The organism is Massilia sp. HP4, assembly GCF_005222695.1.
Classification (GTDB): domain Bacteria; phylum Pseudomonadota; class Gammaproteobacteria; order Burkholderiales; family Burkholderiaceae_D; genus Telluria.
The window spans coordinates 487,551-512,667 of sequence record NZ_STGG01000012.1 but is presented as its reverse complement, the minus strand read 5'-3'; the positions used below and the strand labels follow the sequence as shown (position 1 = coordinate 512,667).

The 25,117-nt window shown below is 65.2% G+C and carries 20 protein-coding genes; 6 read left to right on the top strand and 14 right to left on the bottom strand.

The window, feature by feature from the left end; all coding sequences use genetic code 11:
- Positions 1 to 24 precede the first annotated feature (24 nt).
- Together E8M83_RS07745 and E8M83_RS07740 are read right to left on the bottom strand one after the other, a co-directional pair.
- On the bottom strand, positions 25 to 1,092 hold the full coding sequence (locus E8M83_RS07745) for a hypothetical protein (protein ID WP_137172771.1): 1,068 nt from the start codon (positions 1,090 to 1,092) through the stop codon (positions 25 to 27).
- An 11-nt stretch (positions 1,093 to 1,103) separates the two neighbouring features.
- Complete coding sequence (locus E8M83_RS07740) at positions 1,104 to 2,312, bottom strand: NAD(P)/FAD-dependent oxidoreductase (RefSeq protein WP_137172770.1); 1,209 nt, start codon at positions 2,310 to 2,312, stop codon at positions 1,104 to 1,106.
- Positions 2,313 to 2,422: 110 nt separating this feature from the next.
- On the opposite strand from E8M83_RS07740, the gene E8M83_RS07735 reads away from it, so the two are divergent.
- Entirely contained in the window at positions 2,423 to 3,928 is a 1,506-nt protein-coding gene (locus E8M83_RS07735; protein WP_137172769.1) for a PLP-dependent aminotransferase family protein, read from the top strand.
- A gap of 15 nt (positions 3,929 to 3,943) precedes the next feature.
- Here E8M83_RS07735 and E8M83_RS07730 read toward each other — a convergent pair whose 3' ends face one another.
- The 5 genes from E8M83_RS07730 to E8M83_RS07710 all read right to left on the bottom strand — a co-directional run bounded on the left by E8M83_RS07730 (position 3,944) and on the right by E8M83_RS07710 (position 13,265).
- A complete protein-coding gene (locus tag E8M83_RS07730) occupies positions 3,944 to 5,407 on the bottom strand; it encodes a glutamate synthase subunit beta (RefSeq protein WP_137172768.1) in 1,464 nt (487 codons plus the stop codon).
- 23 nt (positions 5,408 to 5,430) lie between these two features.
- On the bottom strand, positions 5,431 to 10,158 hold the full coding sequence (locus E8M83_RS07725) for a glutamate synthase-related protein (RefSeq protein WP_137172767.1): 4,728 nt from the start codon (positions 10,156 to 10,158) through the stop codon (positions 5,431 to 5,433).
- Between the two features lie 251 nt (positions 10,159 to 10,409).
- Entirely contained in the window at positions 10,410 to 11,120 is a 711-nt protein-coding gene (locus E8M83_RS07720; RefSeq protein WP_137172766.1) for a transposase, read from the bottom strand.
- Between the two features lie 250 nt (positions 11,121 to 11,370).
- A complete protein-coding gene (locus tag E8M83_RS07715; protein ID WP_137172765.1) occupies positions 11,371 to 12,051 on the bottom strand; it encodes a response regulator transcription factor in 681 nt (226 codons plus the stop codon).
- A 113-nt stretch (positions 12,052 to 12,164) separates the two neighbouring features.
- The gene (locus tag E8M83_RS07710; protein WP_137172764.1) at positions 12,165 to 13,265 is read right to left on the bottom strand and encodes a sensor histidine kinase KdpD; all 1,101 of its coding nucleotides are present in this window, start codon (positions 13,263 to 13,265) and stop codon (positions 12,165 to 12,167) included.
- 186 nt (positions 13,266 to 13,451) lie between these two features.
- Here E8M83_RS07710 and E8M83_RS07705 point away from each other — a divergent pair, with 186 nt between their 5' ends.
- The gene (locus E8M83_RS07705) at positions 13,452 to 13,700 is read left to right on the top strand and encodes a DUF3297 family protein (protein WP_137172763.1); all 249 of its coding nucleotides are present in this window, start codon (positions 13,452 to 13,454) and stop codon (positions 13,698 to 13,700) included.
- Between the two features lie 45 nt (positions 13,701 to 13,745).
- Here the strand turns inward: E8M83_RS07705 and E8M83_RS07700 are convergent, their stop codons facing one another.
- Positions 13,746 to 14,492, bottom strand: coding sequence for a sulfite exporter TauE/SafE family protein (locus tag E8M83_RS07700; RefSeq protein WP_137172762.1), 747 nt, complete (start codon positions 14,490 to 14,492; stop codon positions 13,746 to 13,748).
- A gap of 90 nt (positions 14,493 to 14,582) precedes the next feature.
- Between E8M83_RS07700 and E8M83_RS07695 the strand changes: the two genes are divergently transcribed.
- Positions 14,583 to 15,473, top strand: a complete 891-nt coding sequence (locus tag E8M83_RS07695) for a LysR family transcriptional regulator (RefSeq protein ID WP_137172761.1) — start codon at positions 14,583 to 14,585, stop codon at positions 15,471 to 15,473.
- On the opposite strand, the gene E8M83_RS07690 is transcribed toward E8M83_RS07695, so the two are convergent.
- A complete protein-coding gene (locus E8M83_RS07690) occupies positions 15,470 to 18,583 on the bottom strand; it encodes a DEAD/DEAH box helicase (protein ID WP_137172760.1) in 3,114 nt (1,037 codons plus the stop codon). The genes E8M83_RS07695 and E8M83_RS07690 overlap by 4 nt on opposite strands.
- Positions 18,584 to 18,816: 233 nt before the next feature.
- Between E8M83_RS07690 and E8M83_RS07685 the strand changes: the two genes are divergently transcribed.
- Positions 18,817 to 21,168: a Tex family protein gene (locus E8M83_RS07685; RefSeq protein ID WP_137172759.1), complete on the top strand. Its 2,352-nt coding sequence runs from the start codon at positions 18,817 to 18,819 to the stop codon at positions 21,166 to 21,168.
- Positions 21,169 to 21,213: 45 nt separating this feature from the next.
- On the opposite strand, the gene E8M83_RS07680 is transcribed toward E8M83_RS07685, so the two are convergent.
- Together E8M83_RS07680 and E8M83_RS07675 are read right to left on the bottom strand one after the other, a co-directional pair.
- Positions 21,214 to 21,501 carry a hypothetical protein gene (locus tag E8M83_RS07680; RefSeq protein WP_137172758.1) on the bottom strand — a complete coding sequence of 96 codons (288 nt, stop codon included), beginning with the start codon at positions 21,499 to 21,501 and terminating at the stop codon, positions 21,214 to 21,216.
- Positions 21,502 to 21,534: 33 nt separating this feature from the next.
- A complete protein-coding gene (locus E8M83_RS07675) occupies positions 21,535 to 21,864 on the bottom strand; it encodes a hypothetical protein (protein ID WP_137172757.1) in 330 nt (109 codons plus the stop codon).
- Positions 21,865 to 21,996: 132 nt separating this feature from the next.
- Here E8M83_RS07675 and grxD point away from each other — a divergent pair, with 132 nt between their 5' ends.
- Together grxD and E8M83_RS07665 are read left to right on the top strand one after the other, a co-directional pair.
- Complete coding sequence (gene grxD, locus E8M83_RS07670) at positions 21,997 to 22,311, top strand: Grx4 family monothiol glutaredoxin (protein ID WP_137172756.1); 315 nt, start codon at positions 21,997 to 21,999, stop codon at positions 22,309 to 22,311.
- Positions 22,312 to 22,314: 3 nt separating this feature from the next.
- The gene (locus E8M83_RS07665; RefSeq protein ID WP_137172755.1) at positions 22,315 to 22,923 is read left to right on the top strand and encodes a UbiX family flavin prenyltransferase; all 609 of its coding nucleotides are present in this window, start codon (positions 22,315 to 22,317) and stop codon (positions 22,921 to 22,923) included.
- A 32-nt stretch (positions 22,924 to 22,955) separates the two neighbouring features.
- On the opposite strand, the gene E8M83_RS25890 is transcribed toward E8M83_RS07665, so the two are convergent.
- The 3 genes from E8M83_RS25890 to E8M83_RS07655 all read right to left on the bottom strand — a co-directional run bounded on the left by E8M83_RS25890 (position 22,956) and on the right by E8M83_RS07655 (position 25,002).
- On the bottom strand, positions 22,956 to 23,129 hold the full coding sequence (locus E8M83_RS25890) for a hypothetical protein (protein WP_170976722.1): 174 nt from the start codon (positions 23,127 to 23,129) through the stop codon (positions 22,956 to 22,958).
- Between the two features lie 126 nt (positions 23,130 to 23,255).
- The gene (locus E8M83_RS07660; protein WP_137172754.1) at positions 23,256 to 23,672 is read right to left on the bottom strand and encodes a hypothetical protein; all 417 of its coding nucleotides are present in this window, start codon (positions 23,670 to 23,672) and stop codon (positions 23,256 to 23,258) included.
- Positions 23,673 to 23,949: 277 nt separating this feature from the next.
- On the bottom strand, positions 23,950 to 25,002 hold the full coding sequence (locus tag E8M83_RS07655; protein WP_137172753.1) for an MBL fold metallo-hydrolase: 1,053 nt from the start codon (positions 25,000 to 25,002) through the stop codon (positions 23,950 to 23,952).
- Positions 25,003 to 25,117 lie beyond the last annotated feature (115 nt).

Below are 25,117 nucleotides of genomic sequence, written 5' to 3'. Positions count from 1 at the left end.
GTTGCTCCAATGTCGATAGTGAAATCAGGCGAAATGCAGGCGCAGGCCGCACATCGCGAGGATGATGACGGTGGCCAGCAGCGCGGCGAACAGCGTGCCGCCCACCAGCACGCGGTCGGCACTGGCGCGCGGCGCATGGTGCGCCAGCATCACGATGCGCAGGCCGCAGAAGGCATGGGCCACCACGAAGAATACCGCGCCCAGGTAATACGGCAGCAGCCGGATATTCCAGGAATCGAGCAGCATGCCCACCGGCGCCCCGACCGCGAAACCCCAGTCGGTGTCGATCCCGAAGTGCACGCGCGCCAGGTACAGCACTGCGTTGACATGGCTGATCACGGCCCACACCAGAAACACGCCGCCGGCCACCTGCAGGGTGCGCGCCGCATCCATCGGCCGCGCGCTCCAGCGCCAGGCCAGCCGCGAACCGGTCACGATCATGAAGGCGAACACGCCGATCAGCAGCGGCTCGACGAACGGCGAGCGGTACACCACGCGCAGCACCTTCATCACCGCCATATGGGCTTCCGGTCCGACCAGGCCGACCAGGTGGTTACTGAAGTGGAAGCACAGGAACAGGATCGCCAGCACGGCGCCGAAGCCGTGCGCGCGGCGCCAGTTGCCGGTCGCGCCGGCCGGGCCAGGCGCCGCCTGGCGTTGCGGCGCGCGGTCGGCGCTGGCGATGCGCAACGCCAGTGCGGCCCACACCACCAGCAGGAAGCCGATGTCCCAGTCCGGATGGCCGAGCAGCAGCGCGCCGACGCCGGTCAGCGTGAACATCGGCGGCACCGCCACCGCCAGCAGCGCGGTGCGGCGCGCCGCCAGTTCGGCCGCGCTGGGGTCCGGTATGCGGCCCAGGCGCAGCGCGGCGCCGAAGGCGATCGCCGGCATCGCCAGCGCCGCCGCCAGGGCCAGGCCGGCGCCGAGCCAGGCGCCGGCGCCATCGCCGCGCTCGACCGCCCTGGCTGCGCCGTGATACAGCGCCAGCAGCCAGGGATAGACGGCTGCCGCCAGCGGCGCCGCGAACCAGTGCGCCTGCAAGGTGCTGGAGGTGGCGATCCTGTTGCCACGGGCCAGGTCGATGTCGCTCATGCCGCCCTCCTTCACGGAACGATGACGTGGTCGGGACGCGCCAGCGCGAAGGCGGCGTCGCGGTCCGGGGCCGGCGGATAGATCCACTCGGTGTTGATGGCGCGCTTGAGCGCCTTGCCTTCTGCGCGCGTCAGCCTGACCTGGCGATCCCAGCCCTCCGTATACAAGGCGCCCCATGGACCGAGGTCGAGGCAGGTCACGTACTTCGGCTGGCTGTAGGCGTGCAGCGGCAGGCCCACCAGTTCGGCCACCGCGTTGTAGCCGGCCACCCGGCCCAGGCTCAGCGCGTGCTGGCACGACATCGCGGCCACATTGCCTTCGTTGTCGGTGGCGGCGCGCGCCACGTCGCCGCTGACGTAGATACCGTCGGCGCCGGGCGCCCGCAGGTAGGGATCGGCGTGCACCCGGCCGAAGCGGTCGATTTCGCCGCCGATCTGCTCGGCCAGCGGATTGGCGCGCATGCCGGCGGTCCAGATCACGGTCGAAGCAAAAAAGCGGCGGCCGTCGGCGGTGACCACGCCATCGGCGTCGATCGCGGCCACGCCGCTAGAGGTGAAGGTCTCGACGCCGACTTCGCGCAGCGCTTCCTCGATCACCGGACGCGGACCGGCGCCAAGTTCAGGGCCTACCACTGGCGCATGTTCCAACATCAGCACCCGCACACTGGCATCCTGGCCCAGGATGGCGCGCAGGCGTTCCGGCATGTCGGACGCGGTCTCGATGCCGGTGAAGCCGGCGCCGACCACCACCACCGTGTCGCGCGTCTCGCTTTGCGGCCTCGCGGCCAGGCCTTGCAGGTGTTGTTCCAGCCTTTCGGCCTGTTGTAGCTGGTCGACGTTGAAGCCATACTCGGCCAGGCCCGGCACGTCCGGCGTCAGGACCTGGCTGCCGGTGGCGAGCACGAAGCGGTCATAGGGCAAGGTGCTGCGGCTGCCGTCGTTCAACGCGACGTCGACCTGGCGGCCCTTGGCGTCGATTTTTTCAATGCGGCCGGCCACGTGGCGCACGCCGATGGCGGTGAACAGCGGGCCCAGTTCGGGGGCCATATTGTCGAGGGTAGCCTCGTACAGGCGCGGACGCATATGGAGCGCTGCGACTGGCGAGACCACGGTGATCGAAAGTTCGTCCGACTTGCCTGCGACGTGGGCGGCGCGGGCGGCGGCGATGGCGGCCCACAGGCCGGCGAAGCCGTTGCCGGCGATGATGACGTTCTGGATCATGATGGTCTCCTCGGAGTTGGTTGTCGCTGGGTTGTCGATGGAAGCATTCTGGCGGTAGACTGGCCCGATGTATTGATCCAGTCCTCTCACAAACGATTGATCCACTTCCCATGACAGAGGCATCCACCACACGATCGAGCCGCGGCGCCCTGGCCCTGGGCGCGCCGGACCGGGGCGAGACCCTGCAGCGCTGGCTGTACCGCAGCCTGCGCCAGGCCATCCTCGATGGGCGCCTGCCCGAGGGCGCCCTGCTGCCCGGCACCCGCGCGCTGGCCCAGCAATACACGATGGCGCGCGGCACCGTGCAACTGGCCTACGACCAGCTGCTGTCCGAAGGCTATCTGCAGGCCCGGCACGGCAGCGGCACCCGGGTCAGCCGGGTGCTGCCGGACGCCAGCCTGCAGGCCGGGCCGGCCCCGGTACGGGTGCTCGAAGTGCCGATGCGGTTCGAGCCGGGCGGCCCCTGGCTGCGCAATATCGGCGACCAGGCGCCGGCCTTCCCGCTGCGGCCCGGCAGCGGCCTGCCGCCCACCTTCCACCCGCACCGCTGCGACGTGCGCGGCTTTCCCATCGACCTGTGGCGGCGCCTGCACGGCCGCCATCTGCGCACCTCGAAACTGGCGATCCTGTCCGAGAACGAAGCCGCGGGCCTGGCGGCGCTGCGCGCGGCGATCGCGCGCCACCTCGACCTGGCGCGCGGCGTGTCGGTCTCGCCCGACCAGATCGTGGTGCTGGGTAGCGTGCAGCAGGCACTCGACATCTGCCTGCGCCTGCTGGTCGCGCCGGGAGACGCGGTGTGGATGGAAGATCCCGGCTATCCCGGCGCGCGCCAGGCCATGCACGCCCACGGCGCGCGGGTAGTCGACGTCGCCCTGGATGGCGACGGCATGCGGGTGCACGATGCGATTGCCTGCGCACCGGATGCGCGGCTAGCCTATGTGACGCCGGCGCGCCAGGCGCCGCTGGGCATGGCGCTGTCGCCTGAACGCCGGCTGGCCCTGCTGCAGTGGGCGCGCACGCACGGCGCCATCGTGTTCGAGGACGATTACGACAGCGAATACCGCTTCTCGGCCAAGCCGGTGCCGGCGCTGCGCAGCATGGAAGGCGCCGAATCGCACGTGGTCCTGGCCGGCACCTTCAGCAAGCTGCTGTTCCCGGCGATCCGCCTGGCCTTCGTCGCCCTGCCCTGGCAGCTGGTCGACCCGTTCATTCGCGCCGCCTCGCTGGCTGCGCGCAATGCCAATGCGCTGTCGCAGGCGGTGCTGGCCGACTTCATCGACGATGGCCATTTCGACCGCCACGTGCGGCGCATGCGGCGCGTGTATGCCGGCCGCGCGGCTGCGTTCGAACAGGCGGCGCAGCGCCATTGGTCCGGCTTGATCGAAGTGCCGGCGGTGACGGCGGGGCTGGATGTGGTGACGCGCCTGGTGGCGCATGAGGAGCGCGATGCCTGGCAGCGCCTGAATGCGGCCGGGCTGACGGCGTTTCCGCTCGCGCGCTATTGCGCGCAGGCGCAGCTGCCGCCATCGCTGGTGATGGGTTTCGCCGCTTTCGACGAGGCGGCAATCGATGCGGGAGCGAAGGCGGTGGCGGCCGCCTTGCGCAGCCGCACCTGAGGTTTTATTGCACGCCTAGCGCGGCAGGTTCGACACGCCCATCAGGAACTCGTCGACCGAGCGCGCGCACTGGCGGCCTTCGCGGATCGCCCACACCACCAGCGACTGGCCACGGCGCATGTCGCCGGCCGCGAACAGCTTCGGGTTCGAGGTCTGGTAGGCGCCTTCGCCTTCGGTCGCGGCGCGCGCGTTGCCACGCGGGTCCTTCTGCACGCCGAAGGCGTCCAGCACCTGCTGCACCGGCGAGACGAAGCCCATCGCCAGGAACACCAGGTCGGCCTTGAGTTCGAATTCGCTGTCCGGCACTTCGGCCATCTTGCCGTCCTTCCATTCGACGCGGCAGGCGATCAGCTTCTCGACCTTGCCGCCCTTGCCTTCCAGGCGCTTGGTCGCCACCGCCCAGTCACGTTCACAGCCTTCCTCGTGCGAGGACGAGGTGCGCAGGCGGGTCGGCCAGTAAGGCCAGACCAGCGGCTTGTTTTCCTGCTCCGGCGGCTGCGGCATCAGTTCGAACTGGGTCACCGAAGCAGCGCCATGGCGATTCGAGGTGCCGACGCAGTCCGAGCCGGTGTCGCCGCCGCCGATCACGACCACGTGCTTGGCCGTCGCCTTGATCTGGTCCTTGACCTTGTCACCCGCATTTACGCGATTCTGCTGCGGCAAAAAGTCCATCGCGAAGTGCACGCCTTTCAGCTGGCGGCCCGGCACCGGCAGGTCGCGCGGCTGCTCGGCGCCGCCGGCCAGGACCACGGCGTCGAAGTCTTTTTCCAGGTCTTCCGGGAAGATGGTCTCGCACGCCATATTGCTGACCGTGGCCGGGAAATCCTTGCCGATCAGGACACTGGTGCGGAAGGTCACGCCTTCGGCCTGCATCTGCGCGACCCTGCGGTCGATCAGGTCCTTCTCCATCTTGAAGTCGGGGATCCCGTAGCGCAGCAGGCCGCCGATGCGGTCGCTCTTCTCGAACACCGTCACGTCGTGGCCGGCGCGCGCCAGTTGCTGGGCCGCGGCCAGGCCGGCGGGGCCGGAGCCGACGATGGCGACCTTCTTGCCGGTCTTGACGCTCGGTGGCTGCGGCACCACCCAGCCGTGCTCCCAGCCGGTATCGATGATCTTGCGCTCGATCGACTTGATGCCGACCGGGTCGTCGTTGATGCCCAGGGTACAGGCCGATTCGCACGGCGCTGGGCAGATGCGGCCGGTGAACTCGGGGAAGTTATTGGTCGAATGGAGGTTGTCCAGCGCATGGCGGTAGTTGCCATGGAAGACCAGGTCGTTCCAGTCCGGGATCATATTGTTGACCGGGCAGCCCGTATTGCAGAAGGGGATGCCGCAATCCATGCAGCGCGCGCCCTGCACCTTGGCCTGGCCGTCGGTCAGGGTGACGACGAATTCCTTGTAGTTCTTGAGACGGACGGGCGGGTCGAGGTATTCCTCTTCCTGCCGTGCGAATTCCATGAAACCGGTGATTTTGCCCACAATGTTTTCCTTTTCTACGGCGCTCAGGCGGCCAGTTCGATCTTGTCGTTCGCTTCTTCCATGCTCGAGTTGTGCATCTCCTCGAGGGCGCGCTTGTAGTCGGTCGGGAACACCTTGACGAACTTGGCGCGGCTATTGGCCCAGTCATCCAGCAGGTTGCGCGCGCGCGTGCTGCCGGTGTGCTTGAAGTGACGCTCGATCAGGCGGCGCAGGATGGTTTCATCGCATTCGCGCTCGCCATTGCGGGTCTGGCTGTGCCAGGCCGCCGGGTCGCTCTGCTCCTTGGCCGACAGCACCGGCTCCAGGTTGACCATCGTGGTGTTGCAGCGGCCCGCGAACTCGCCTTTCGGGTCGTAGACGAAGGCCACGCCGCCCGACATGCCGGCCGCGAAGTTACGGCCGGTCTCGCCCAGCACGACCACGGTACCGCCGGTCATGTATTCGCAACCGTGGTCGCCGCAGCCCTCGACCACCGCGATGGCGCCCGAGTTACGCACCGCGAAGCGTTCGCCGGCCACGCCATTGAAGAAGGCTTCGCCCGAGATCGCGCCATACATCACGGTATTGCCGACGATGATGTTGTCCACCGCCCAGCCGCGGAATTCGGTGTTCGGGCGCACGATGATGCGGCCGCCCGACAGGCCCTTGCCGACGTAGTCGTTGCCTTCGCCGACCAGGTCCATCGTGATGCCGCCGGCCAGGAAGGCCGCCGCCGACTGGCCCGCCGTGCCTTGCAGCTGGATGTGGATGGTGTCGTCCGGCAGGCCGGCGTGGCCATAGCGCTTGGCGACTTCGCCCGACAGCATGGCGCCGACGGTGCGGTTCAGGTTCTTGACCGGCGAGATGAACGAGACGCGCTCGCCCTTTTCCAGCGCGGCCTTGGCCTGCGCGATCAGTTTATGATCCAGCGCCTTGTCGAGGCCGTGGTCTTGCCCGCTCGTGTGGTAGAGCGAGGTGCGACAGTCGACCTGCGGCTGGTAGAAGATGTTCGAGAAGTCCAGGCCCTGCGCCTTCCAGTGGCCGATCGCCTTCGATTTATCCAGCAGGTCGGCGCGGCCGATCAATTCGTCATAGGTGCGGATGCCCAGCTGGGCCATGATCTGGCGTGCTTCTTCGGCGACGAAGAAGAAGTAGTTCACCACGTGTTCGGGCTTGCCCTGGAACTTGGCGCGCAACACCGGGTCTTGCGTGGCCACGCCCACCGGGCAGGTATTCAGGTGGCATTTACGCATCATGATGCAGCCCTCGACCACCAGCGGTGCGGTGGCGAAGCCCACTTCGTCGGCGCCCAGCATGGCGGCGATCACGACGTCGCGGCCGGTGCGCATCTGGCCGTCTGCTTGAACCCGGATTCGGCTACGCAGGCCATTGAGCACCAGGGTCTGCTGGGTCTCTGCGAGACCCAGCTCCCACGGGGTGCCGGCGTGCTTGACCGAGGACAGCGGCGAGGCGCCCGTGCCGCCGTCATGGCCGGCGACCACCACGTGGTCGGCCTTGGCCTTCGAGACACCGGCGGCGACGGTACCGATGCCGACTTCCGACACCAGCTTGACCGAGATCGAGGCGCGCGGGTTGGCGTTCTTGAGGTCGTGGATCAGCTGGGCCAGGTCTTCGATCGAATAGATGTCATGGTGCGGCGGCGGCGAGATCAGGCCGACACCCGGCACCGAGAAGCGCAGGCTGGCGATGTACTCGGACACCTTATGGCCCGGCAGCTGGCCGCCCTCGCCCGGCTTGGCGCCTTGCGCCATCTTGATCTGGATCTGGTCGGCCGCGTTCAGGTATTCCGCGGTAACGCCGAAACGGCCAGACGCGACTTGCTTGATCTTCGAGCGCAGCGAGTCGCCGTCTTCGAGCGGGATGTCGACCATCACGCGGTCCTTGCCCAAGACCGACGACAGGCTCTCGCCCTTCTTGATGGCGATGCCCTTGAATTCGTTCAGGTAGCGCGCCGGATCCTCGCCGCCTTCGCCGGTATTGCTCTTGCCGCCGATGCGGTTCATCGCGATCGCCAGCGTGGCGTGGGCTTCGGTGCTGATCGAGCCGAGCGACATCGCGCCGGTGGCGAAGCGCTTGACGATGTCCTTGGCTGGTTCGACTTCCTCGATCGGGATCGCCTTGTCGCGGTCGATCTTGAACTCGAACAGGCCGCGCAGGGTCAGGTGACGGCGCGTCTGGTCGTTGATCAGCTGGGCATACTCTTTATAGGTCGAGAAGTTGTTGGAACGGGTCGAGTGCTGCAGCTTGGCGATCGCATCCGGCGTCCACAGGTGGTCTTCGCCGCGCACGCGGAAGGCATACTCGCCGCCGACGTCGAGTGCATTGGCCAGCACCGGATCGTTGCCAAAGGCCAGCGCGTGCAGGCGCAGCGCTTCTTCCGCCACTTCAAACAGGCCAATGCCTTCGACATTCGACGAGGTGCCCTTGAAGTATTTGTCGACCAGCGACTTGTTCAGGCCCACGGCCTCGAAGATCTGGGCGCCGCAGTAGGACATATAGGTGGAGATGCCCATCTTCGACATCACCTTGAGCAGGCCCTTGCCGATCGCCTTGATGTAGTTGTAGCTCGCGGTCTCCGCCGACAACTCGTGCGGCAGACCGTGGGCCAGTTCGGCCAGGGTTTCCAGCGCCAGGTAGGGGTGGACGGCTTCGGCGCCGTAGCCCGCCAGCAGCGCGAAGTGGTGCGTTTCGCGCGCCGATCCGGTTTCGATCACGAGACCCGTGGAGGCACGCAGGCCCTTGGCCACCAGGTGCTGGTGCACGCTGGACGTGGCCAGCAGCGCGGGAATCGCGACCAGGTCGGGCGACAGGCGGCGGTCGGACACGATCAGGATGTTGTGGCCCGACTTGACGGCATCGACCGCTTCGGCGCACAGCGAGGCGAGCGAGGCTTCGATGCCTTCCTTGCCCCAGGCGACCGGATAGCAGATGTTCAGCTCATAGGCCTTGAACTTGCCGCCGGTGTGCTGGCCGATGGCGCGCAGGCGCGCCATGTCGTCGAAGCCGAGGATCGGCTGCGACACCTCGAGGCGCATCGGCGGGTTGACGTTGTTGGTGTCGAGGATGTTCGGCTTGGGGCCGATGAAGGACACCAGCGACATGACCATGCTTTCGCGGATCGGGTCGATCGGCGGGTTGGTCACTTGCGCGAACAGCTGCTTGAAGTAGTTATACAGCGGCTTGAGCTTGTTCGAGGTGACGGCCAGCGGCGAATCGTTGCCCATCGAGCCGGTGGCTTCCTCGCCCAGCACGGCCATCGGCGCCATCAGGAACTTGAGGTCTTCTTGCGTGTAGCCGAAGGCTTGCTGGCGGTCGAGCAGGGTCAGGGCCTGTTTCTCGCCTTGCGCGTCTTTTGCGCGCCCGGCGATCAACTGCAGGTCGGGCTGTGAAGCGGACAGCTTGATCTCATTGAGCTTGATGCGCACCGACTTGATCCAGGCCTTATAGGGCTTGGCGTTGGCGAAGCTGTCCTTGAGCTCCTTGTCGTCGATGATGCGGCCGGCTTCCAGGTCGATCAGGAACATCTTGCCCGGCTGGAGGCGCCACTTCTTGACGATGCGCGATTCCGGGATCGGCAGCACGCCCGATTCGGAGGCCATGACGACCAGGTCGTCCTCGGTGATGACGTAGCGCGCCGGACGCAGGCCGTTGCGGTCGAGGGTGCCGCCGATGTGGCGGCCGTCGGTGAAGGCCATGGCGGCCGGGCCGTCCCATGGTTCCATCATGGCCGCATGATATTCATAGAAGGCGCGGCGGTTGTCGTCCATCGCGGTGTGGTTTTCCCAGGCTTCCGGGATCATCATCATCATCGCCTGGGCCACCGGATAGCCGGCCATCACCAGGAGTTCAAGCGCGTTGTCGAAGCAGGCGGTGTCGGACTGGCCTTCGTAAATCAGCGGGAATAGCTTGTTCAGGTCGTCGCCCAGCACGGCCGACTTGAGCGTGCCTTCGCGCGCGCGGGTCCAGTTGAAGTTGCCCTTGACGGTATTGATCTCGCCGTTGTGGGCGATCATGCGGTAAGGGTGGGCCAGCGGCCACTCGGGGAAGGTATTGGTCGAGAAGCGCTGGTGGACCAGCGACAGGGCCGAGATGCAGCGCGGATCCTGCAGGTCTTTATAGTAGACGCCGACCTGGTCGGCCAGCAGCAGGCCCTTGTAGACGATGGTGCGTGCCGACATCGACGGCACGAAGAACTCCTTGCCGTGCAGGAGTTTCAGGGCCTGGATCGCGTGGCCGGACGATTTGCGGATCACATACAGCTTACGTTCCAGTGCATCGGTGACCATGATGTCCGCGCCGCGGCCGATGAAGATCTGGCGGATGACCGGTTCCTTGGCGCGCACGAAGGGCGACATCGGCATGGTCTCGTCGACCGGCACATTGCGCCAGCCGAGCACGACCTGGCCTTCGATGCGCACGGCGCGTTCGATTTCCTGTTCGCAGGCGATGCGCGATGCATGCTCTTTCGGCAAGAACACCATGCCGACGCCGTATTCGCCGGGCGGCGGCAGCTCGACGCCCTGCTTGGCCATTTCGTCGCGGAAGTACTGGTCCGGGATCTGAATGAGGATGCCGGCCCCGTCGCCCATCAGCGCATCGGCGCCGACGGCACCCCGGTGGTCGAGGTTCTTCAGGATCTGCAGACCCTGTTCAATAATCGAATGACTCTTGTTGCCCTTGATATGGGCGATGAAGCCGACGCCGCAGGCATCGTGTTCATTGGCTGGGTCATACAAACCTTGGGCAATCATGAGGCAATCTCCACTACTTTTCAGGGGTCGAACGCCGAGAATAGTGCACTGCAAAATACCCCGTCAACCAGAATAATTAGGGTCAGAGTCGAATTGTTTGACAACTTTCTATCTTGACGATTAATTGGGGACAGAGTCAATCGCCCGTGTTCAAAATCAGTTGATTGTCCGCTAAACTGTTGATTTTACTTGGTATTTCAGTAAAAAAAACGGCGCGAATAACCGCGCCGTGATGTCAAGAATTGCCCGCTTCAGGCTGCTGGTAGCGGCGGCAAAGGCGGATTGAACGGACGTCCGCGCTTGGCAGGAAGGATCTGGCGTTGCGTTTTTTGCTCGAGTTCTGTCTTGAAGGTGAGCGAGCCGAGCGGCTGGTTCTTGAGGATGGCGACCGTGATGAAATCGACCTCTTCCGTGCTGAGGCCTTGGCGTACCATATCGATATACGCCGCCTCGCGCTGGAATGGGGTATTGCCCAGTCCCCAGAACAGCGGGTGATCGGCGACCAGCGTGTCGGTGCGGATGCCGGCGTGGTGGGCATAACTCGACCAGGGATAGTCATCCGGGGCAATCGAGAGCTGGGCACGTACCGGATTGAGCTCGATATAGCGGCTGCAGGTCATGAAATAGCGTTCCGAATCGATCAACGAGGTACGGAAACGCCCCTCGAACAGGCCGCCGCTGCGCTCGTACTTGTGATTGAACCAGGGTACGTACAGCCGGCCGACCTTCTGCATCATCAGCGCCAGGCCGGTGGTGTCGCTGGGCGTGGCCAGTAAATGCAGGTGGTTCGGCATCAGGACATACGCATGGATCGCTACGTCGTAGAACTTGGCGCCTTCCTTGAGCCAGACCAGAAAACGCTGGTAATCGGCCTGTTCGCGAAAGATCACCTGGCGGTTATTGCCGCGCTGGATGACATGGTGCGGTTGCTCGGGAACGATGAGTCGGGGTTGGCGTGCCATGGCGGTCTGCTCGTTGTGAGCCGCCGATTCTACAATAGAAATCGACTCTGTCCCTAATTAATCGCAAGCCGCGCTCAGAACAGGCTGACTCTGTCCCCATTTATTCGGAACCTGGCCTAAACGCCATGGCTGCCGTGCTCTTTTACATAAATTTGGTTAAATCTGGCACGATTGCAGAAGAAATTGGCCAATAATTCTACGCTGACCCTAGTTGTCCGAGTGGCAATTGGCCAATAATTTTACTCTGACCCTAATTGAGGGTGAAGCCGGCGGAGAGGCTGTAGCCTTCGCCGTAGGCGCTGCGCAGGGGGAGGTCCTGGCCGAGGCCGGAACGGGCTTTCTTGCGCAGGCGGTAGACGAGCATGTCGACCCGGCGGCTGGCGTCCGGGTCTTCGCCGCCCATGCCGGCCACGATCACGTGACGCGGCACCGGACGGGTGTTGATCGTCAGCAGGTGCAGGAAATTGCACTCTTTTTCGGTCAGGTCGATCACCTTGCCCATCAGCTCGAGCTGGCGCGCGCTCACGCGCAGGGTCCACTTGCTCGGGGCCGGGGCGGGATCGGGTGGGCGCACGCGGCGGTCCAGGGCTTCGATGTGGGCCGCCAGTTCGGGGAACTTGATCGGCTTGGTCAAATAATGGTCGGCGCCCAGGCGCAGGCCCAGGATGCGGTGGTCGAATGCCACCCGGCCCGTCAATACCAACAGCCCGATTTCAGGATATAGCTGGCGCATGCGCGGGATCACGTTGAAACCGTCCTCGTCCGGCAAACCGAGGTCGAGCACCACCACCCCTGCCGGCGTGCGCGTGAGCGCCGCCCACATCTCGCTGGCGGTCCTGGCGATCGCCACTTCATGGTCGAGCTCCTTCAGGAACTCGGCCATGTCGTCGGCGTACTCGCCATTGTCTTCAACAATCAGAATCTGCGTCATGCCTTGGCCATAGTGTTCTCTTCACCAGCAATGATACCAATGGTAACGTTATCCTTGCTGGATTGCGGTCCGATTATCACTGCTGAGGCTGTCTGAGGCAAGGAGTTGTTCCCTCAGAGCCCTAATGCCGGCATCCAGAGACGGAATTCGGCGCCTGCCCCATCCTGCCCCGGCGCCAGGCTCAGCACCCCGCCGTGCACCTCGACGATCGAGCGCGCCATGTACAGGCCGAGGCCGCTGCCGGCCAGGCCGGCGGCGTTGCGGCCACGGTAGCCCTTGTCGAAGACCCGCGCCACGTCGTCCGGCGGCACGCCGGCGCCGCCATCGAGCACCGCCAGCTCGACCCCGCCGCCGCTGCGCCGCGCGCGCAGCGTCACGGGGGCCGAGGGCGGCGAAAACGCCAGCGCGTTGTCGATCAAGACCTTCAGCGCCAGCCGCAGCCCTTCCGGCTCGCCGCGCAGCGTATGCTGCAGCCGGTCGCCCTGGCTGGATGCCAGCTCGTCCAGCCGCAGCACGGCTTCGCGGTTGGCCGCGCGGATCTGGGTGGCGCCGGTCTCGACCAGTTCGCTCACGGTGATCGTGTTCGGCTGGCGCGTACGGCCGAGCGCGGCCATGCGGTCCGGCGACAGGTATTCGTCGAGCATCCCGATCAGGCGGTCGACCGCGGCGCCGATCTTGCGGTAGCGCGTGCGGGTCGGCTCGTCGGCATGGTTCGAGGTCGCCTCCAGGCGCTGGATGGCGCCGTCGATGGTGGCCAGCGGGGTGCGGAATTCGTGGTTGAGCATGCTGGCGAAGCGTTTTTGCTCGCTTTGATGGGCGCGCCGCGCCGACAGGTCGCGCAGCTGGCCGACCAGGGTCGCTGCATCGTCCAGCGGGACGATGGCCAGCGCTTCCAGCGCCAGCGGCCGGCCCTCGGCATCGAGCAGGTCGAATTCGCGCCGGCTGCGCACGCCGGACTGGCCGCCGGCCGCGTCGCGCAGCCAGGCCGCGAGCGGCGCCAGGCTCGACGCGCCGTCGCCGTCGAGCGCTTCCTGCAGCTTGTCGCGTTCGTAGCCGCTCAGCTCGGTAAAGACGGGGCTCAGGTAGCCGAGGCGGTGGGTGGGCAGCGCAATGGCGAAGGCCGCGTCGCCGTCCAACTCGGCGATCGTGCGAAACTGCCAGGCCGGCAGCGCGTCGTCGCCAGGGGCGGCGGCGGCGGGGGGATTGGACTTCATCTAGGCTCTTTCTTAACCAACTGGCAATGATTTCATGTTTACCAGCAAGTATACAGCCGCGAAACGATATTTGTGAAATATCTATCGATGGCAAGCAACGATTGTCGCCACGCAGGATGACGGTGCCGGCGACACGAGCAAAGAAATGCGCCATGTTGCGGCGAGTTGAGGGATAATTCGCGCACTATGAACGATACCGCAACCCTCCCCCCGCTCCCAGACCGGCTGTCGATCGACCCGAGCAGCCCTTTCCACAACCGTGACGTGTTCCAGCAAGAAATCGGCATCCGTTTCAACGACAAGGATCGCTACGACGTCGAAGAATATTGTCTCAGCGAAGGCTGGATCAAGGTCGCCGCCGGCAAGACCCTCGATCGCAAGGGCAAGCCGATGCTCATCAAGCTCAAGGGCAAGGTCGAAGCCTTCTACAAATAAGATGTTCTCACGCGGCCTTGCGCGGCGTGTCCTCCCCGGTCGCGCTCAGCTTAATGAGCGCGACGCCAGCTCCAGTCCCAATCCGATCAAGAAGGCCAGGAAGCACTGCCTGAAGCGCTTGGCGCTGATGCGCGCCCGGATCGCCTGCCCGATCCACATCCCCAGCAGCGCCGGCGCGATCGCCAGTGCCGACAGGCTCAGTTGCTCCAGCGCGAAGGCGCCATGCGTCGCCAGCCCGATCGCCAGCGCCACGGTCGAAACCGTGAACGACAGGCCGAGCGCCTGCACCAGTTCATCCTTCCCGAGCCTGAGCGCCTGCAGATAAGGCACGGCCGGCACCACGAACACACCGGTGGCGCCGGTGACCAGGCCCGTCGCCACGCCCACCACCGGTCCCAGCCAGGGTTCATGGCGGCGCGGCAGCGCCAGGTTCGGCGCCGCCAGCGCATAGCCGGCGTACAGGATCAGGGTCACGCCCAGCGCCAGGCTCGACGTCTGCGGATCGACCCGCGCCAGCAGCACCACGCCGCCGGCGGTGCCGACCACGGTCCCCAGCAGCATCGGCCACAGGCGCGCCACCAGCCGGCCGGCACTTGGCCCCGCCGTCATCTGCAGCACATTGGTCACGAAAGAAGGCAGCACCAGCATCGCCGCCGCGGCGGCCGGCGCCATGGCGATGCCCAGCAGGCCCATGGCCACCGTGGGCAGGCCCATGCCGGTGACGCCCTTGACCAGGCCCGCAACCAGGAAGGTGGCGGCCAGGATCGACAACAGGAAGAAAGACTCGTTCATGGCACGTATTGAACCAGCGCGCCAGTCCCGGCACAATGCGGTTTTCACCTTGCCGCCTTCGGCCAATCCGAAGGCAGAGAAAGGCGCACCATGCGGCTCGACCTGGCCGACCTGCAGCTGTTCTTGTCCATCCTCGACGCCGGCAGCATCTCGGCCGGCGCCGCGCGCGCCAACCTGGCGCTGGCCTCGGCCAGCGAGCGGTTGCGCAGCATCGAGTTCGATGCCGGCGTGATGCTGTTCGAACGCCGGCCGCGCGGCGTGGTCGCCACCCAGGCCGGCGAGGCGCTGGCCCATCACGCGCGCCTGATCCTGCGCCAGCAGGCGCTGCTCAAGGGCGAGCTGCGCGATTTCGCGCACGGCGTCCAGGGCACCCTGCACCTGCATGCCAACACCGCGGCGCTGGCGGAATTTCTACCACGCCGGCTGGCGCCCTGGCTGGCCGGGCGCCCGCGCCTGCACGTCGAACTGAAGGAACGCACCAGCGCCGACATCGTGCGCGCGATCGCGGCCGGGCTGGTCGAGGCGGGCGTGGTGTCGGATGCGGTCGAGGCGGCTGGATTGCACCTGCAGCCGGTCGAACGGGACCACCTGGTGCTGATCATGGCGCCCGGACACCGGCTGGCGGATGCGGGAAGGCTACGGCTGGCGCAGGTGCTGAACGAAGCCTTCGTCGGCCTGGCGCACGGCAGCGCCCTGCAGGACTACATCGACGCGCAGGCACTGGCGTCCGGGCGCACGCTGGCGTTGCGCATCCGGATGACGACGTTTACGGGATTATGCGAGATGGTGGCGCATGGCGTGGGCATCGGGATCGTGCCGCAGAACGTCGCCACGCGTAACCGGCGCCGCTACGGCTTTCGCACGATCGCGCTGGACGAGCCGTGGGCGCGGCGCCAGCTATGCCTGTGCTGGAAAGACTGGGACAGCCTGGCCGCACCGATGCGCAGCCTGCTGTCCCATCTGGGCGCGACGAACGTTTAGTCGTCCAGCGGCGCGAAGATCGCCTGCAGGTCTTCTTGCGTGAGCGCCATCTTCTGCGACTCGCCTTCGGACAGGATCGACTGCGCCAGCTCCGATTTCTTCTGCTGCAAGAGCTGGATCTTTTCTTCCAGCGTGCCTTTCGCAATCAGCTTGTAGACGAACACGGGCTTGTCTTGCCCGATGCGCCAGGCGCGGTCGGTCGCTTGATTTTCGGCCGCGGGGTTCCACCACGGATCGTAGTGGATCACGGTATCGGCCGCTGTGAGATTGAGCCCGACCCCGCCGGCCTTCAGGCTGATCAGGAAGATCGGCACCGCGCCCTGCTGGAAAGCCGCTACCTGGGCCGAGCGGTCGCGCGTCTCGCCGGTCAGGATCGCATAGGGGATGTTGCGGGCGTCGAGTTCTTCCTCGATCAGGCCCAGCATGCTGGTGAACTGCGAGAACACGAGGATCTTGCGGCCCTCGCCCAGCAGGTCTTCGACCATCTGCATCAAGTCGGTCAATTTGGCCGACACTGCCGCCGTGTTCTTCTTGGACGGCATCGCCTTCACCAGGCGCGGATCGCAGCAGACCTGGCGCAGCTTGAGCAGCGCCTCGAGGATGACGATCTGGCTGCGCGCCACGCCCTTGCGGTCGATCTCGTCGCGCACCTTCTTGTCCATCGCCAGGCGCACGGTTTCGTACAGGTCGCGCTGCGGGCCGGACAGCTCGATGCGGCGCACCATCTCGGTCTTTTGCGGCAGTTCCTTGGCCACGTTGTCCTTCGTGCGGCGCAGCAGGAAGGGACGGATGCGGCGATTGAGCAGGGTGCGGCGCACCGGGTCATCTTGCCGTTCGATCGGATGGCGGAACTGCGTATTGAAGGTCTTCTCGTCGCCCAGGAGGCCCGGGAGCAGGAAGTGGAACTGCGACCACAGCTCGCCCAGGTGGTTCTCGAGCGGGGTGCCCGACAGGCACAGGCGATGGCTGGCGTCGAGCGAGCCGGCCGTCTGCGCCGCCTTGGAGCGGGTGTTCTTGATGTAGTGCGATTCGTCCAGGATCACCAGGTGGTAGTGGTGCTTGCGCAGTTCTTCCTCATCGCGCGGCAGCAGCGCATAGGTGGTCAGGACGATGTCGGCGCCATCGATCTGGTCGAACTGGTCCATGCGCTCCTTGCCCTGCAAGAGCAGGACCTTGAGGCTCGGCGCGAAGCGCGCGGCTTCGTCGCACCAGTTGGCCATCAGGCTGGTCGGGGCGATCACCAGGGCCGGGCTGGTCAGGCGCCCGGCCTCTTTCTCGGTGAGGATGTGGGCCAGCGTCTGCACGGTTTTACCGAGGCCCATATCGTCGGCCAGGATGCCGCCCAGGTCGTACTCGCGCAGGAACTGCATCCACGACAGGCCGTCGAGCTGGTAGTCGCGCAGTGTTGCTTGAAGTCCGACTGGCGCCTCGACCTTCTTCACGGCCCCGAACTGGCTCAGTTTGCGGCCAGTCTCGCGCAAGCGCTCGCCGCCGGTCCAGCGCAGCTCGACGCCGCGCGCCAGTTCTTCGAGGCGGGCCGCGTCGAGCGTCGACAGGCGCAGCTTGCCCTTGATCTTGTCGTTGAAATACAGCTCGCCCAGGGTGGCCAGGATGGGCTTCAAGCGGCCCCACGGCAGCGCCACGCGCGCGCCATCGGGCAGCACGGCCAGCATCTGGTCGGCCTCGCCATGGGCGGCCAGCACGGCCGGGTCGAATTCGAGCGGCGCGCTGCGGATCAGCTGCACCAGCACCGGCAGCAGCGGCACGCGCTTCTTTGCCACCACGATGCCCAGTTCCAGCTCGAACCAGGCGTTGCCTGCCTCGGCCGGTTCGTCGATATCGGCATACCAGTCTTCGACCGGCACCACGTCATACCGGTACTTGTTCGATTTCTGCAGGTGCCAGCCGGCGTCGGACAGCGCGTCGACGTCGTTTTCGGCAAAGCGCAGCCAGTGCGCCTGGCTTTCGAGCTGCAGCGCGCCGGCCATGGCGTTGAACGGCGCGGTGGCCGGCTTGCGGAAACCGATCTCGCCCAGTTTATCCAGGGCGTCGCTCTCGGCCTTCGGATCGCGTTCGATGATCTCGGTAAGGTCGCCGACCTGGCGCACCACGCGCTGCGACGGGTCGAACGAGACGCGCTGGCCGTCGTAGTCGAAGGCCAGCACGGCGAAGTCTTGCCAGCGCGTGACGTTGCCGTCGGCGAGCTGCACCGCATCGAGCATCAGGTGCGGAATCGGCTTGACGTCATTCCGCAGGCGCTGGGTGAGCGGCTGCGGCAGCGGCATCAGGGCCTGCAGGCCGTGCGCCAGCAACAGCTGCGAGACGCGTTTTTTATCGGTGCCGGTCAGGGTCGGGGCTTGCGCCACCAGGGCCTGCAATTCGGCCAGCGAGATGTCGATGCCGCCGCGATTCAGGTCGAGCGGCCCGCACGACAGGTTGTCGATATACCACGGCGGATCGGTCGGCAGCATGTAGTCGATCTGGTCGGCCGCGTTGTGGGTGGCGCCGCCGCCCACCGGCTCCACCGACCATCCGAGCTTGGCCACGCGGCCTTCGTCGCGCCAGGCCAGGCTGGCCAGGCGGGTCGGGCCGCCCTGCAGCGGATACACCAGGCCGCTGGCCATGTCGGACCACGAGTTCGCCCACAGCAGCTTGCCCTGCTCGAGCAGCATCTGCAGCAGGATCGCGCCGACCTTGCCTTTGGGTTCGGTGGCGCTGGTGCCCTGGGCCGACCCGCTGCGCATGGCGATGAAGAAGCGCACCAGGTCGACGTCGTCGCCTTCGAGGTAGGCGGGCGGCGCCGACAGCAGCGAGAATACTTCGCTCACCGGACTGGCCGCGGCCACGTCGCCGTTCGGACGCAGGCGCGCCTTGCACAGGCACAGGGCGACGTGGCGGCCGCCGCTGGTGGGTGCCATGACGTAGACGAATTTGTATTGCGCGGCCTTGGGGTCGACGACTTCGTCGGTCAGCTTCGGCTGGGGGTGGGCTGCCGCCTCGACCCGCTGCAGCCAGCTCACCACCGGCGCGGGAAGGGCCGGGGAACGTGCGGGAGCGCGGACCGGAGCTGCGTCGCCGGCTTTCTCGCGAAGATAATCGACTGTGGTCATTGGGTCCCGTGGCTTCGTATCAAAAAAGGCAATAAACGACATTATCTCGCATACGAACACTTCCGTTTTGTTCGGAATCGCACGTAGCGGACAAATCTCATCAGTGCGCACTGCGCACGCTTTCACGTCAACCGGTTGTTCTCTCATGTTCGTGTGGCGCTGTCAAGACTGGCGCATCGCCAGTGAGCGGGTATCATTGATCGCTTGACCTTCGATACAACGATCCACGATCCATGCTGCCATCCATCGAACAACGCCTCGCCCAAGAACTCGCCGCCAGGCCCGCCCAGGTGGCCGCCGCCATCGCCCTGCTCGACGAAGGCGCCACCGTGCCCTTCATCGCCCGCTACCGCAAGGAAGCCACGGGCGGTCTCGACGACATCCAGCTACGCCTGCTGGAAGAACGCCTGCGCTACCTGCGCGAGCTCGAAGACCGCCGCGCCACGATCATTGCCTCGATCACGGAGCAGAACAAGATGACGCCCGAGCTGATGCAGGCCATCGCCCTGGCCGAGGATAAAACCCGGCTCGAAGACCTGTATTTGCCGTACAAGCAGAAGCGCCGCACCAAGGCCCAGATCGCGATCGAGGCGGGCCTGGCGCCGCTGGCCGACAGCCTGCTGGCCGATCCCTCGCTCGCCCCCGAAGACGTCGCGAACGGCTACCTGCGCGAGGCGTTTACCAACGCCGATGGCGGCGCCAACCCCGGCGTGGCGGATACCAAGGCGGCCCTGGACGGCGCGCGCCAGATCCTGATGGAGCGCTTTGCCGAAGACGCCGAGCTGCTGCAATCGCTGCGCGAGTACGTACAGGAGCACGGCGTAGTCGAATCGAAGGTCGTCGCCGGCAAGGAAGACGAAGGCGAAAAATTCGCCGACTACTTCGACTACAACGAACCCCTGGCAGCCGTGCCCTCGCACCGCGCGCTGGCCCTGCTGCGCGGCCGCCGCGAGGGCGTGCTGGACGTCTCCCTGCGCCTGGACACCGAGCCCGAGAAGCCGAAGTGGGATGCACCGCTGAACTCCTGCGAAGGCCGCATCGCGGCGCGCTTCGGGATCAAGGCACAGGGCCGCCCGGCCGACAAATGGCTGCAGGACACCGCGCGCTGGACCTGGCGCGTCAAAAGCTTCATGCACCTGGATACCGAGTTGATGGGCGCCCTGCGCGACAAGGCTGAACAGGACGCGATCGGCGTGTTCGCGCGCAACCTGAAGGCCCTGCTGCTGGCGGCGCCGGCCGGCCAGCGCGCCACCATGGGCCTCGATCCCGGCCTGCGCACCGGCGTCAAGGTGGCCGTGGTCGACGCCACCGGCAAGGTGGTCGACACCGCCACCGTCTATCCGCACCAGCCGCGCAACGACTGGCATGGCGCGCTGCACACGCTGGGCCAGCTGGCGGCCAGGCACCAGGTGTCGCTGATCTCGATCGGCAACGGCACCGGTTCGCGCGAGACCGACAAGCTGGCGCAAGACCTCATCAAACAGCAGCCCGACCTCAAGCTGACCAAGATCGTGGTGTCGGAAGCCGGCGCTTCGGTGTATTCGGCGTCCGAATTCGCCTCGCGCGAGTTGCCCGATATGGATGTCTCGCTGCGCGGCGCGGTCTCGATCGCGCGCCGCCTGCAGGACCCGCTGGCGGAGCTGGTGAAAATCGACCCGAAATCGATCGGCGTCGGCCAGTACCAGCACGATGTATCGCAGACCCAGCTCGCGCGCTCGCTCGACGCCGTGGTCGAGGATTGCGTCAATGCGGTGGGGGTGGACGTGAATACCGCCTCGGCGCCGCTGCTGGCGCGGGTCTCGGGCCTGTCGAACACGGTGGCCCAGGGCATCGTGGCCTATCGCGACGCCAATGGCGCCTTCGCCTCGCGCGCGGCGCTCAAGAAAGTGCCGCGCCTGGGCGACAAGACCTTCGAGCAGGCGGCGGGCTTCCTGCGCGTCGTGAACGGCGCCAATCCGCTGGACGCGTCGGCGGTGCACCCGGAATCGTATCCGGTGGTCGAGAAGATCCTGGCCGACGTGAAGCGCGACATGAAGGCCGTGATCGGCGACGGCTCGCTGCTCAAGGGGCTCAATCCATCGAAGTACGCCGACGAGAAGTTCGGCGTGCCGACCGTGAGCGACATCCTGAAAGAGCTGGAAAAGCCGGGCCGTGACCCGCGTCCGGAATTCACGACCGCCACCTTCAAGGAAGGCGTGGAAGAGATCTCGGACCTGCGGCCGGACATGATCCTGGAAGGCGTGGTGACCAACGTCGCGGCCTTCGGCGCCTTTGTCGACATCGGCGTGCACCAGGACGGCCTGGTCCACATCTCGGCGCTGTCGAACACCTTCGTCAAGGATCCGCACACGGTGGTCAAGGCCGGCCAGGTAGTGAAGGTCAAGGTGCTGGAAGTGGACCCCAAGCGCAAGCGCATCGCGCTTACCATGCGCTTGACGGACAGCGCGCCGCAAGCCGGTTCGCGGCCCGAGCAGCGCGCCGACCGCAACGACGCCAAGCGGGTGGCCCAGCACCAGCGCCAGGAACGTGCGGCGCCGCCGTCGAATAATGCGATGGCGGATGCTTTCGCCAAGCTGCGTAAATAAGGCGGGGGATGGCGGGGGCGGGCCGCCGGCCCGCAACGCGCGATGTTATCCGCTGTGCTTCATGAACATGCCGATCAGGTAGACCGTCAGGCAGCCAAAGCCGATCAGCAGCATCTTCGCCTGCGGAATCGCCGGCAGGCCGGTCTTCTTGATGTGCAGGGCGTCGCGCACCAGCAGCGCGGCGTACACCAGCGCGGCCAGGCCCGACAGGATGTCGCCCGGGCTCGAGCGGGTGATGCCGCCATAGACGTTCAGCATGCCGGGAACGCCCAGCAGGGCGGCGATCACGAAATTCATGGTCGGCGACGGTACGCGCGGGCGAGGTTGCTGCATCTTTACTCCGATATCAGGTGACAAACCTTGGGATCATACCGCAATGCCGGCCGCATACCCAGCCAGCTTGAGCGACGAACCCTGGGTCATGATCTTGACCAGGAAGCTGCCGGCGAAGGCGCCGAAGCAGATGTAGCCGACCAGGGTGGCGCGCCGCGACGCGATCAGCGCGCTGCGGCCGGCCTTGCGCTGCCAGGCGCACCAGGCCAGGTACAGCGCCATCATCAAGGGACCGATTGCGAAGAAGATGCCGGCCAGCCAGCCGCGCGAGAAGGCGACGAACAAATCGTACAAGGCAGGCAGCCCCAGCAAGGCCGCAAACACCCACATGGCGATGGGTGGCAAGGTAGCAAACGTCTTCATCGTCTTTCTTGTTAATCTTGAACTGGTCGATGATACCGCAGACTAGTGGCGGTCGATGGCGATGCTCCCCACATCGATTTCTTATAGAATGTCGCCATCTACTTATTCCTTTTCTTCAAAGGCAGAATCAAAATGAGCGATGTGCAAACCTGGATCAAAGAAACCGTGACCTCCACCCCGGTCGTGCTGTTCATGAAGGGCACCGCCCAGTTCCCGCAGTGCGGCTTCTCGGGCCGCGCCATCCAGATCCTGAAAGCCTGCGGCGTTGACAATGTTGCCACCGTCAATGTGCTGGACGACCCTGAAGTTCGCCAGGGCATCAAGGACTTCTCGAACTGGCCAACCGTTCCGCAGCTGTACGTGAACGGCGAGTTCATCGGCGGCACCGACATCATGAACGAGATGTACGACTCTGGCGAACTGCAGACCCTGTTCAAAAAAGACTGAAGCATGACTGAGCGTCCGCGCCGCGGTGGCGACCGCCGAATCATTGTCGCCATCACGGGCGCGACCGGCGCGACCTATGGCGTGCAGCTGCTGCGGCGGCTGCACGCCACCCCTGGCGTCGAGACCCACCTGGTCATTTCCGACGCCGCCTCCCTCACCCTGCACCAGGAACTCGGCCTGCAGCGGCGCGACGCCGAAGCATTGGCCCATGTCGTCCACCGCAACCGCGACATTGGCGCCTCGATCGCCAGCGGGTCGTACCAGACCGACGGCATGGTGATCGCCCCCTGCTCGATGAAAACGCTGGCGGCGGTGGCCCATGGTCTTTCCGACAACCTTGTGACACGCGCGGCCGACGTGGTCCTGAAGGAACGCCGGCGCCTGGTGCTGATGGTGCGCGAAACGCCCTTCAACCTGGCCCACCTGCGCAATATGACGGCCGTGACCGAAATGGGCGGCATCGTCTTCCCTCCCCTGCCAAGTTTTTATCACCGGCCAGCGACGATTGCGGACATGGTCGAGCACACGGTCGACCGTGTCGTGGATTTATTAGGGATAGAGAATGCCCAAGCCGCCCGCTGGGGCGGCATGAAGGGCGAACAAGACGTGTAAAGCGCGGCGCCTGCGTCCTGCCGGCGCTGTGCTCAACGCTTGTCGTCGTACTGCTTGTCCTCGGACTTCTTCAACTCGCGCGCCTCTTCAAGCATTCGTCGCCGGGCGTTGCGCTCTCGCATGACCTCGGCATGACGCGCTGCCGTCATTGGCGGCGCAGTCATCAAATCCTTGAGCTGGGCGGTATTGGCGTAGTTGTTTCGCATGCGTCAGCTGCTCCTGGGTGGACCTGGGGCGGTGGCGAACATGCTGCCACCTGAACAGATTATGACCCAGCTGCGGTCGTTTGTGCGGCCGGCATGTCGAAAAGTGCAAGTCTCGAGGAAACCGGCTTACTTCGCCTCTGCCTTCTGGTGATTCATGCGCACCAGCATGCGGATGAACTCGCGCGCCAGCTGGCGGTGGTGTTCATCCAGGCGTTGCAAATCTGCAATAAGCTTGACGTCGGCCGACTCAAAGCGGGCGCCGCCGTTGGCGGCATCGGTGCTGGCGGCCTGCTCGGCGCCGCCGAAACGCAGCCAATCGGCTGGTACGCCCAGCCATTGGGCGATCATGCGCAGCTTTTCTTGCGTCGGAATGGCTTCACCTACCAGCCATTTGCGGGCTGCGTGGACCGTGATCGGACGACCTTCGAAGCGGATATTAAATTCTCGGGCCAGGCGGGTGGGGCTGTCGGGCGAGTAATGGGCGTTTTTCAGGGCCTGCTGCAGACGCTCGCTGAAGCTCTCCCGTTCATTCGTTGAGTTCATCGTGATACTAGGTTGTATAGACTGGACGGGCGGCTTCTTCTCTCTTATGGATGAGAAGCCATGGGGTCCAAATCATACAACTAAAATGTAACAATGATGTGGTTTTTTAAGAGTTTTTACGCCTAATGCAACTAATACCCAACAGCAATACAGTAAAGGATGTTTTTCACTAAATATTCTATTATTCAAAATGAATAAGTGTACGCAGCATTACTTAGACAAGATAACTGGAATGCATGTCCCAAAAAAATTGTATCCAATGGTTACAATTTAATTGTTAGATTTGTTGAAATCTTATTACGCCATCGTTACCTTTGACCCGCCGTAATTCGCCGTCGCGCCAGAGCTTGTGCAAGTGGGCCAGTGCCTCGCCCAGTGCAAAGCTGAGCTGGTGGGCATCGAGCGGCCGGCGGAACATGATCGGCACGATGTCCACCGCCGATTGTGGCGTGGCGCAGGCCTCGATCACCTCGGCCAGGCGCGCTAAGTGGTGTTCGCGCAACTGGGCGATGCGGGTGTGCAGGCCGCGGAACGGCTTGCCGTGGGCAGGCAGCACCAGCACGTCGTCGGGCAGCCCGGCGAACTTCGACAGCGAATCGAGGTAGAGCTGGAGCGGATTGCCTTCGGGCTCGACCGCAAACACCGAAACGTTGGTCGAGATGCGCGGCAACACCATATCGCCCGACACCAGCACGTTCAGCTCCGCGCAATACAGCGAGGCGTGTTCCGGAGAATGGCCGAAGCCGGTAATTACGCGCCAGTCGTGCCGGCCAATCCTTACGACCTGCTCATCCTGTAATCGAGTATAACCTTGCGGTACCGATGGCACCAGTGAAGGATAGTAATTACGGCGGCTGCGCATCTGGTCCAGCATCGCTGCGTCAAGCAATCCGTGGCGCTCGAAGTGGGGAATGGCCGACGGCCCGTCCACGCCGGGCAGCGCCGCCGCCATCATGCGCATGAAGCCGAACTCGCCCGTAGTAGTCCAGAACGGCGCATCGAAGCGCTCGCACAACCAACCCGACAGGCCCACGTGGTCGGGATGGCAATGGGTGGCGATCACGCGCACGAGCGACTGGGCATCCAGGCCCTCGGCCAGCACTTGCTCCCAGGCGGCGCGGGTGGCGTCGGTCCCGGCGCCGGTGTCGATGAGGCTCCAGCCACGCTGCCCCTCGAGCTCGTCTTCCAGCAGCCACACATTGATATGATCCAGCGCAAACGGCAATGGCATGCGCGCCCAGCGAAGGCCAGGCACGATGTCGTGCACGGCGCCGCGGGCGGGGATAGTGTCGTCGAAGGGATAATCCAGCTGGGCTTCAAGGGCGTTCATGGCAATCTTTCGTTTTCCGGGTGCGCGGAGCGCGCTACAATGCGACGAGACAGTTAACGTAAACGGCAACCGTGGGTTCGCTTTCGATTCTAAGCGATTCGCGCCATCGTTTCCC

Coding starts and splice junctions, on each gene's coding strand:
- E8M83_RS07745 (WP_137172771.1), bottom strand. CDS start 1,092: ATGAGCGACATCGACCTGGCCCGTGGCAACAGGATCGCCACCTCCAGC.
- E8M83_RS07740 (WP_137172770.1), bottom strand. CDS start 2,312: ATGATCCAGAACGTCATCATCGCCGGCAACGGCTTCGCCGGCCTGTGG.
- E8M83_RS07735 (WP_137172769.1), top strand. CDS start 2,423: ATGACAGAGGCATCCACCACACGATCGAGCCGCGGCGCCCTGGCCCTG.
- E8M83_RS07725 (WP_137172767.1), bottom strand. CDS start 10,158: ATGATTGCCCAAGGTTTGTATGACCCAGCCAATGAACACGATGCCTGC.
- E8M83_RS07720 (WP_137172766.1), bottom strand. CDS start 11,120: ATGGCACGCCAACCCCGACTCATCGTTCCCGAGCAACCGCACCATGTC.
- E8M83_RS07715 (WP_137172765.1), bottom strand. CDS start 12,051: ATGACGCAGATTCTGATTGTTGAAGACAATGGCGAGTACGCCGACGAC.
- E8M83_RS07710 (WP_137172764.1), bottom strand. CDS start 13,265: ATGAAGTCCAATCCCCCCGCCGCCGCCGCCCCTGGCGACGACGCGCTG.
- E8M83_RS07705 (WP_137172763.1), top strand. CDS start 13,452: ATGAACGATACCGCAACCCTCCCCCCGCTCCCAGACCGGCTGTCGATC.
- E8M83_RS07700 (WP_137172762.1), bottom strand. CDS start 14,492: ATGAACGAGTCTTTCTTCCTGTTGTCGATCCTGGCCGCCACCTTCCTG.
- E8M83_RS07695 (WP_137172761.1), top strand. CDS start 14,583: ATGCGGCTCGACCTGGCCGACCTGCAGCTGTTCTTGTCCATCCTCGAC.
- E8M83_RS07690 (WP_137172760.1), bottom strand. CDS start 18,583: ATGACCACAGTCGATTATCTTCGCGAGAAAGCCGGCGACGCAGCTCCG.
- E8M83_RS07685 (WP_137172759.1), top strand. CDS start 18,817: ATGCTGCCATCCATCGAACAACGCCTCGCCCAAGAACTCGCCGCCAGG.
- E8M83_RS07680 (WP_137172758.1), bottom strand. CDS start 21,501: ATGCAGCAACCTCGCCCGCGCGTACCGTCGCCGACCATGAATTTCGTG.
- E8M83_RS07675 (WP_137172757.1), bottom strand. CDS start 21,864: ATGAAGACGTTTGCTACCTTGCCACCCATCGCCATGTGGGTGTTTGCG.
- grxD (WP_137172756.1), top strand. CDS start 21,997: ATGAGCGATGTGCAAACCTGGATCAAAGAAACCGTGACCTCCACCCCG.
- E8M83_RS07665 (WP_137172755.1), top strand. CDS start 22,315: ATGACTGAGCGTCCGCGCCGCGGTGGCGACCGCCGAATCATTGTCGCC.
- E8M83_RS25890 (WP_170976722.1), bottom strand. CDS start 23,129: ATGCGAAACAACTACGCCAATACCGCCCAGCTCAAGGATTTGATGACT.
- E8M83_RS07660 (WP_137172754.1), bottom strand. CDS start 23,672: ATGAACTCAACGAATGAACGGGAGAGCTTCAGCGAGCGTCTGCAGCAG.
- E8M83_RS07655 (WP_137172753.1), bottom strand. CDS start 25,002: ATGAACGCCCTTGAAGCCCAGCTGGATTATCCCTTCGACGACACTATC.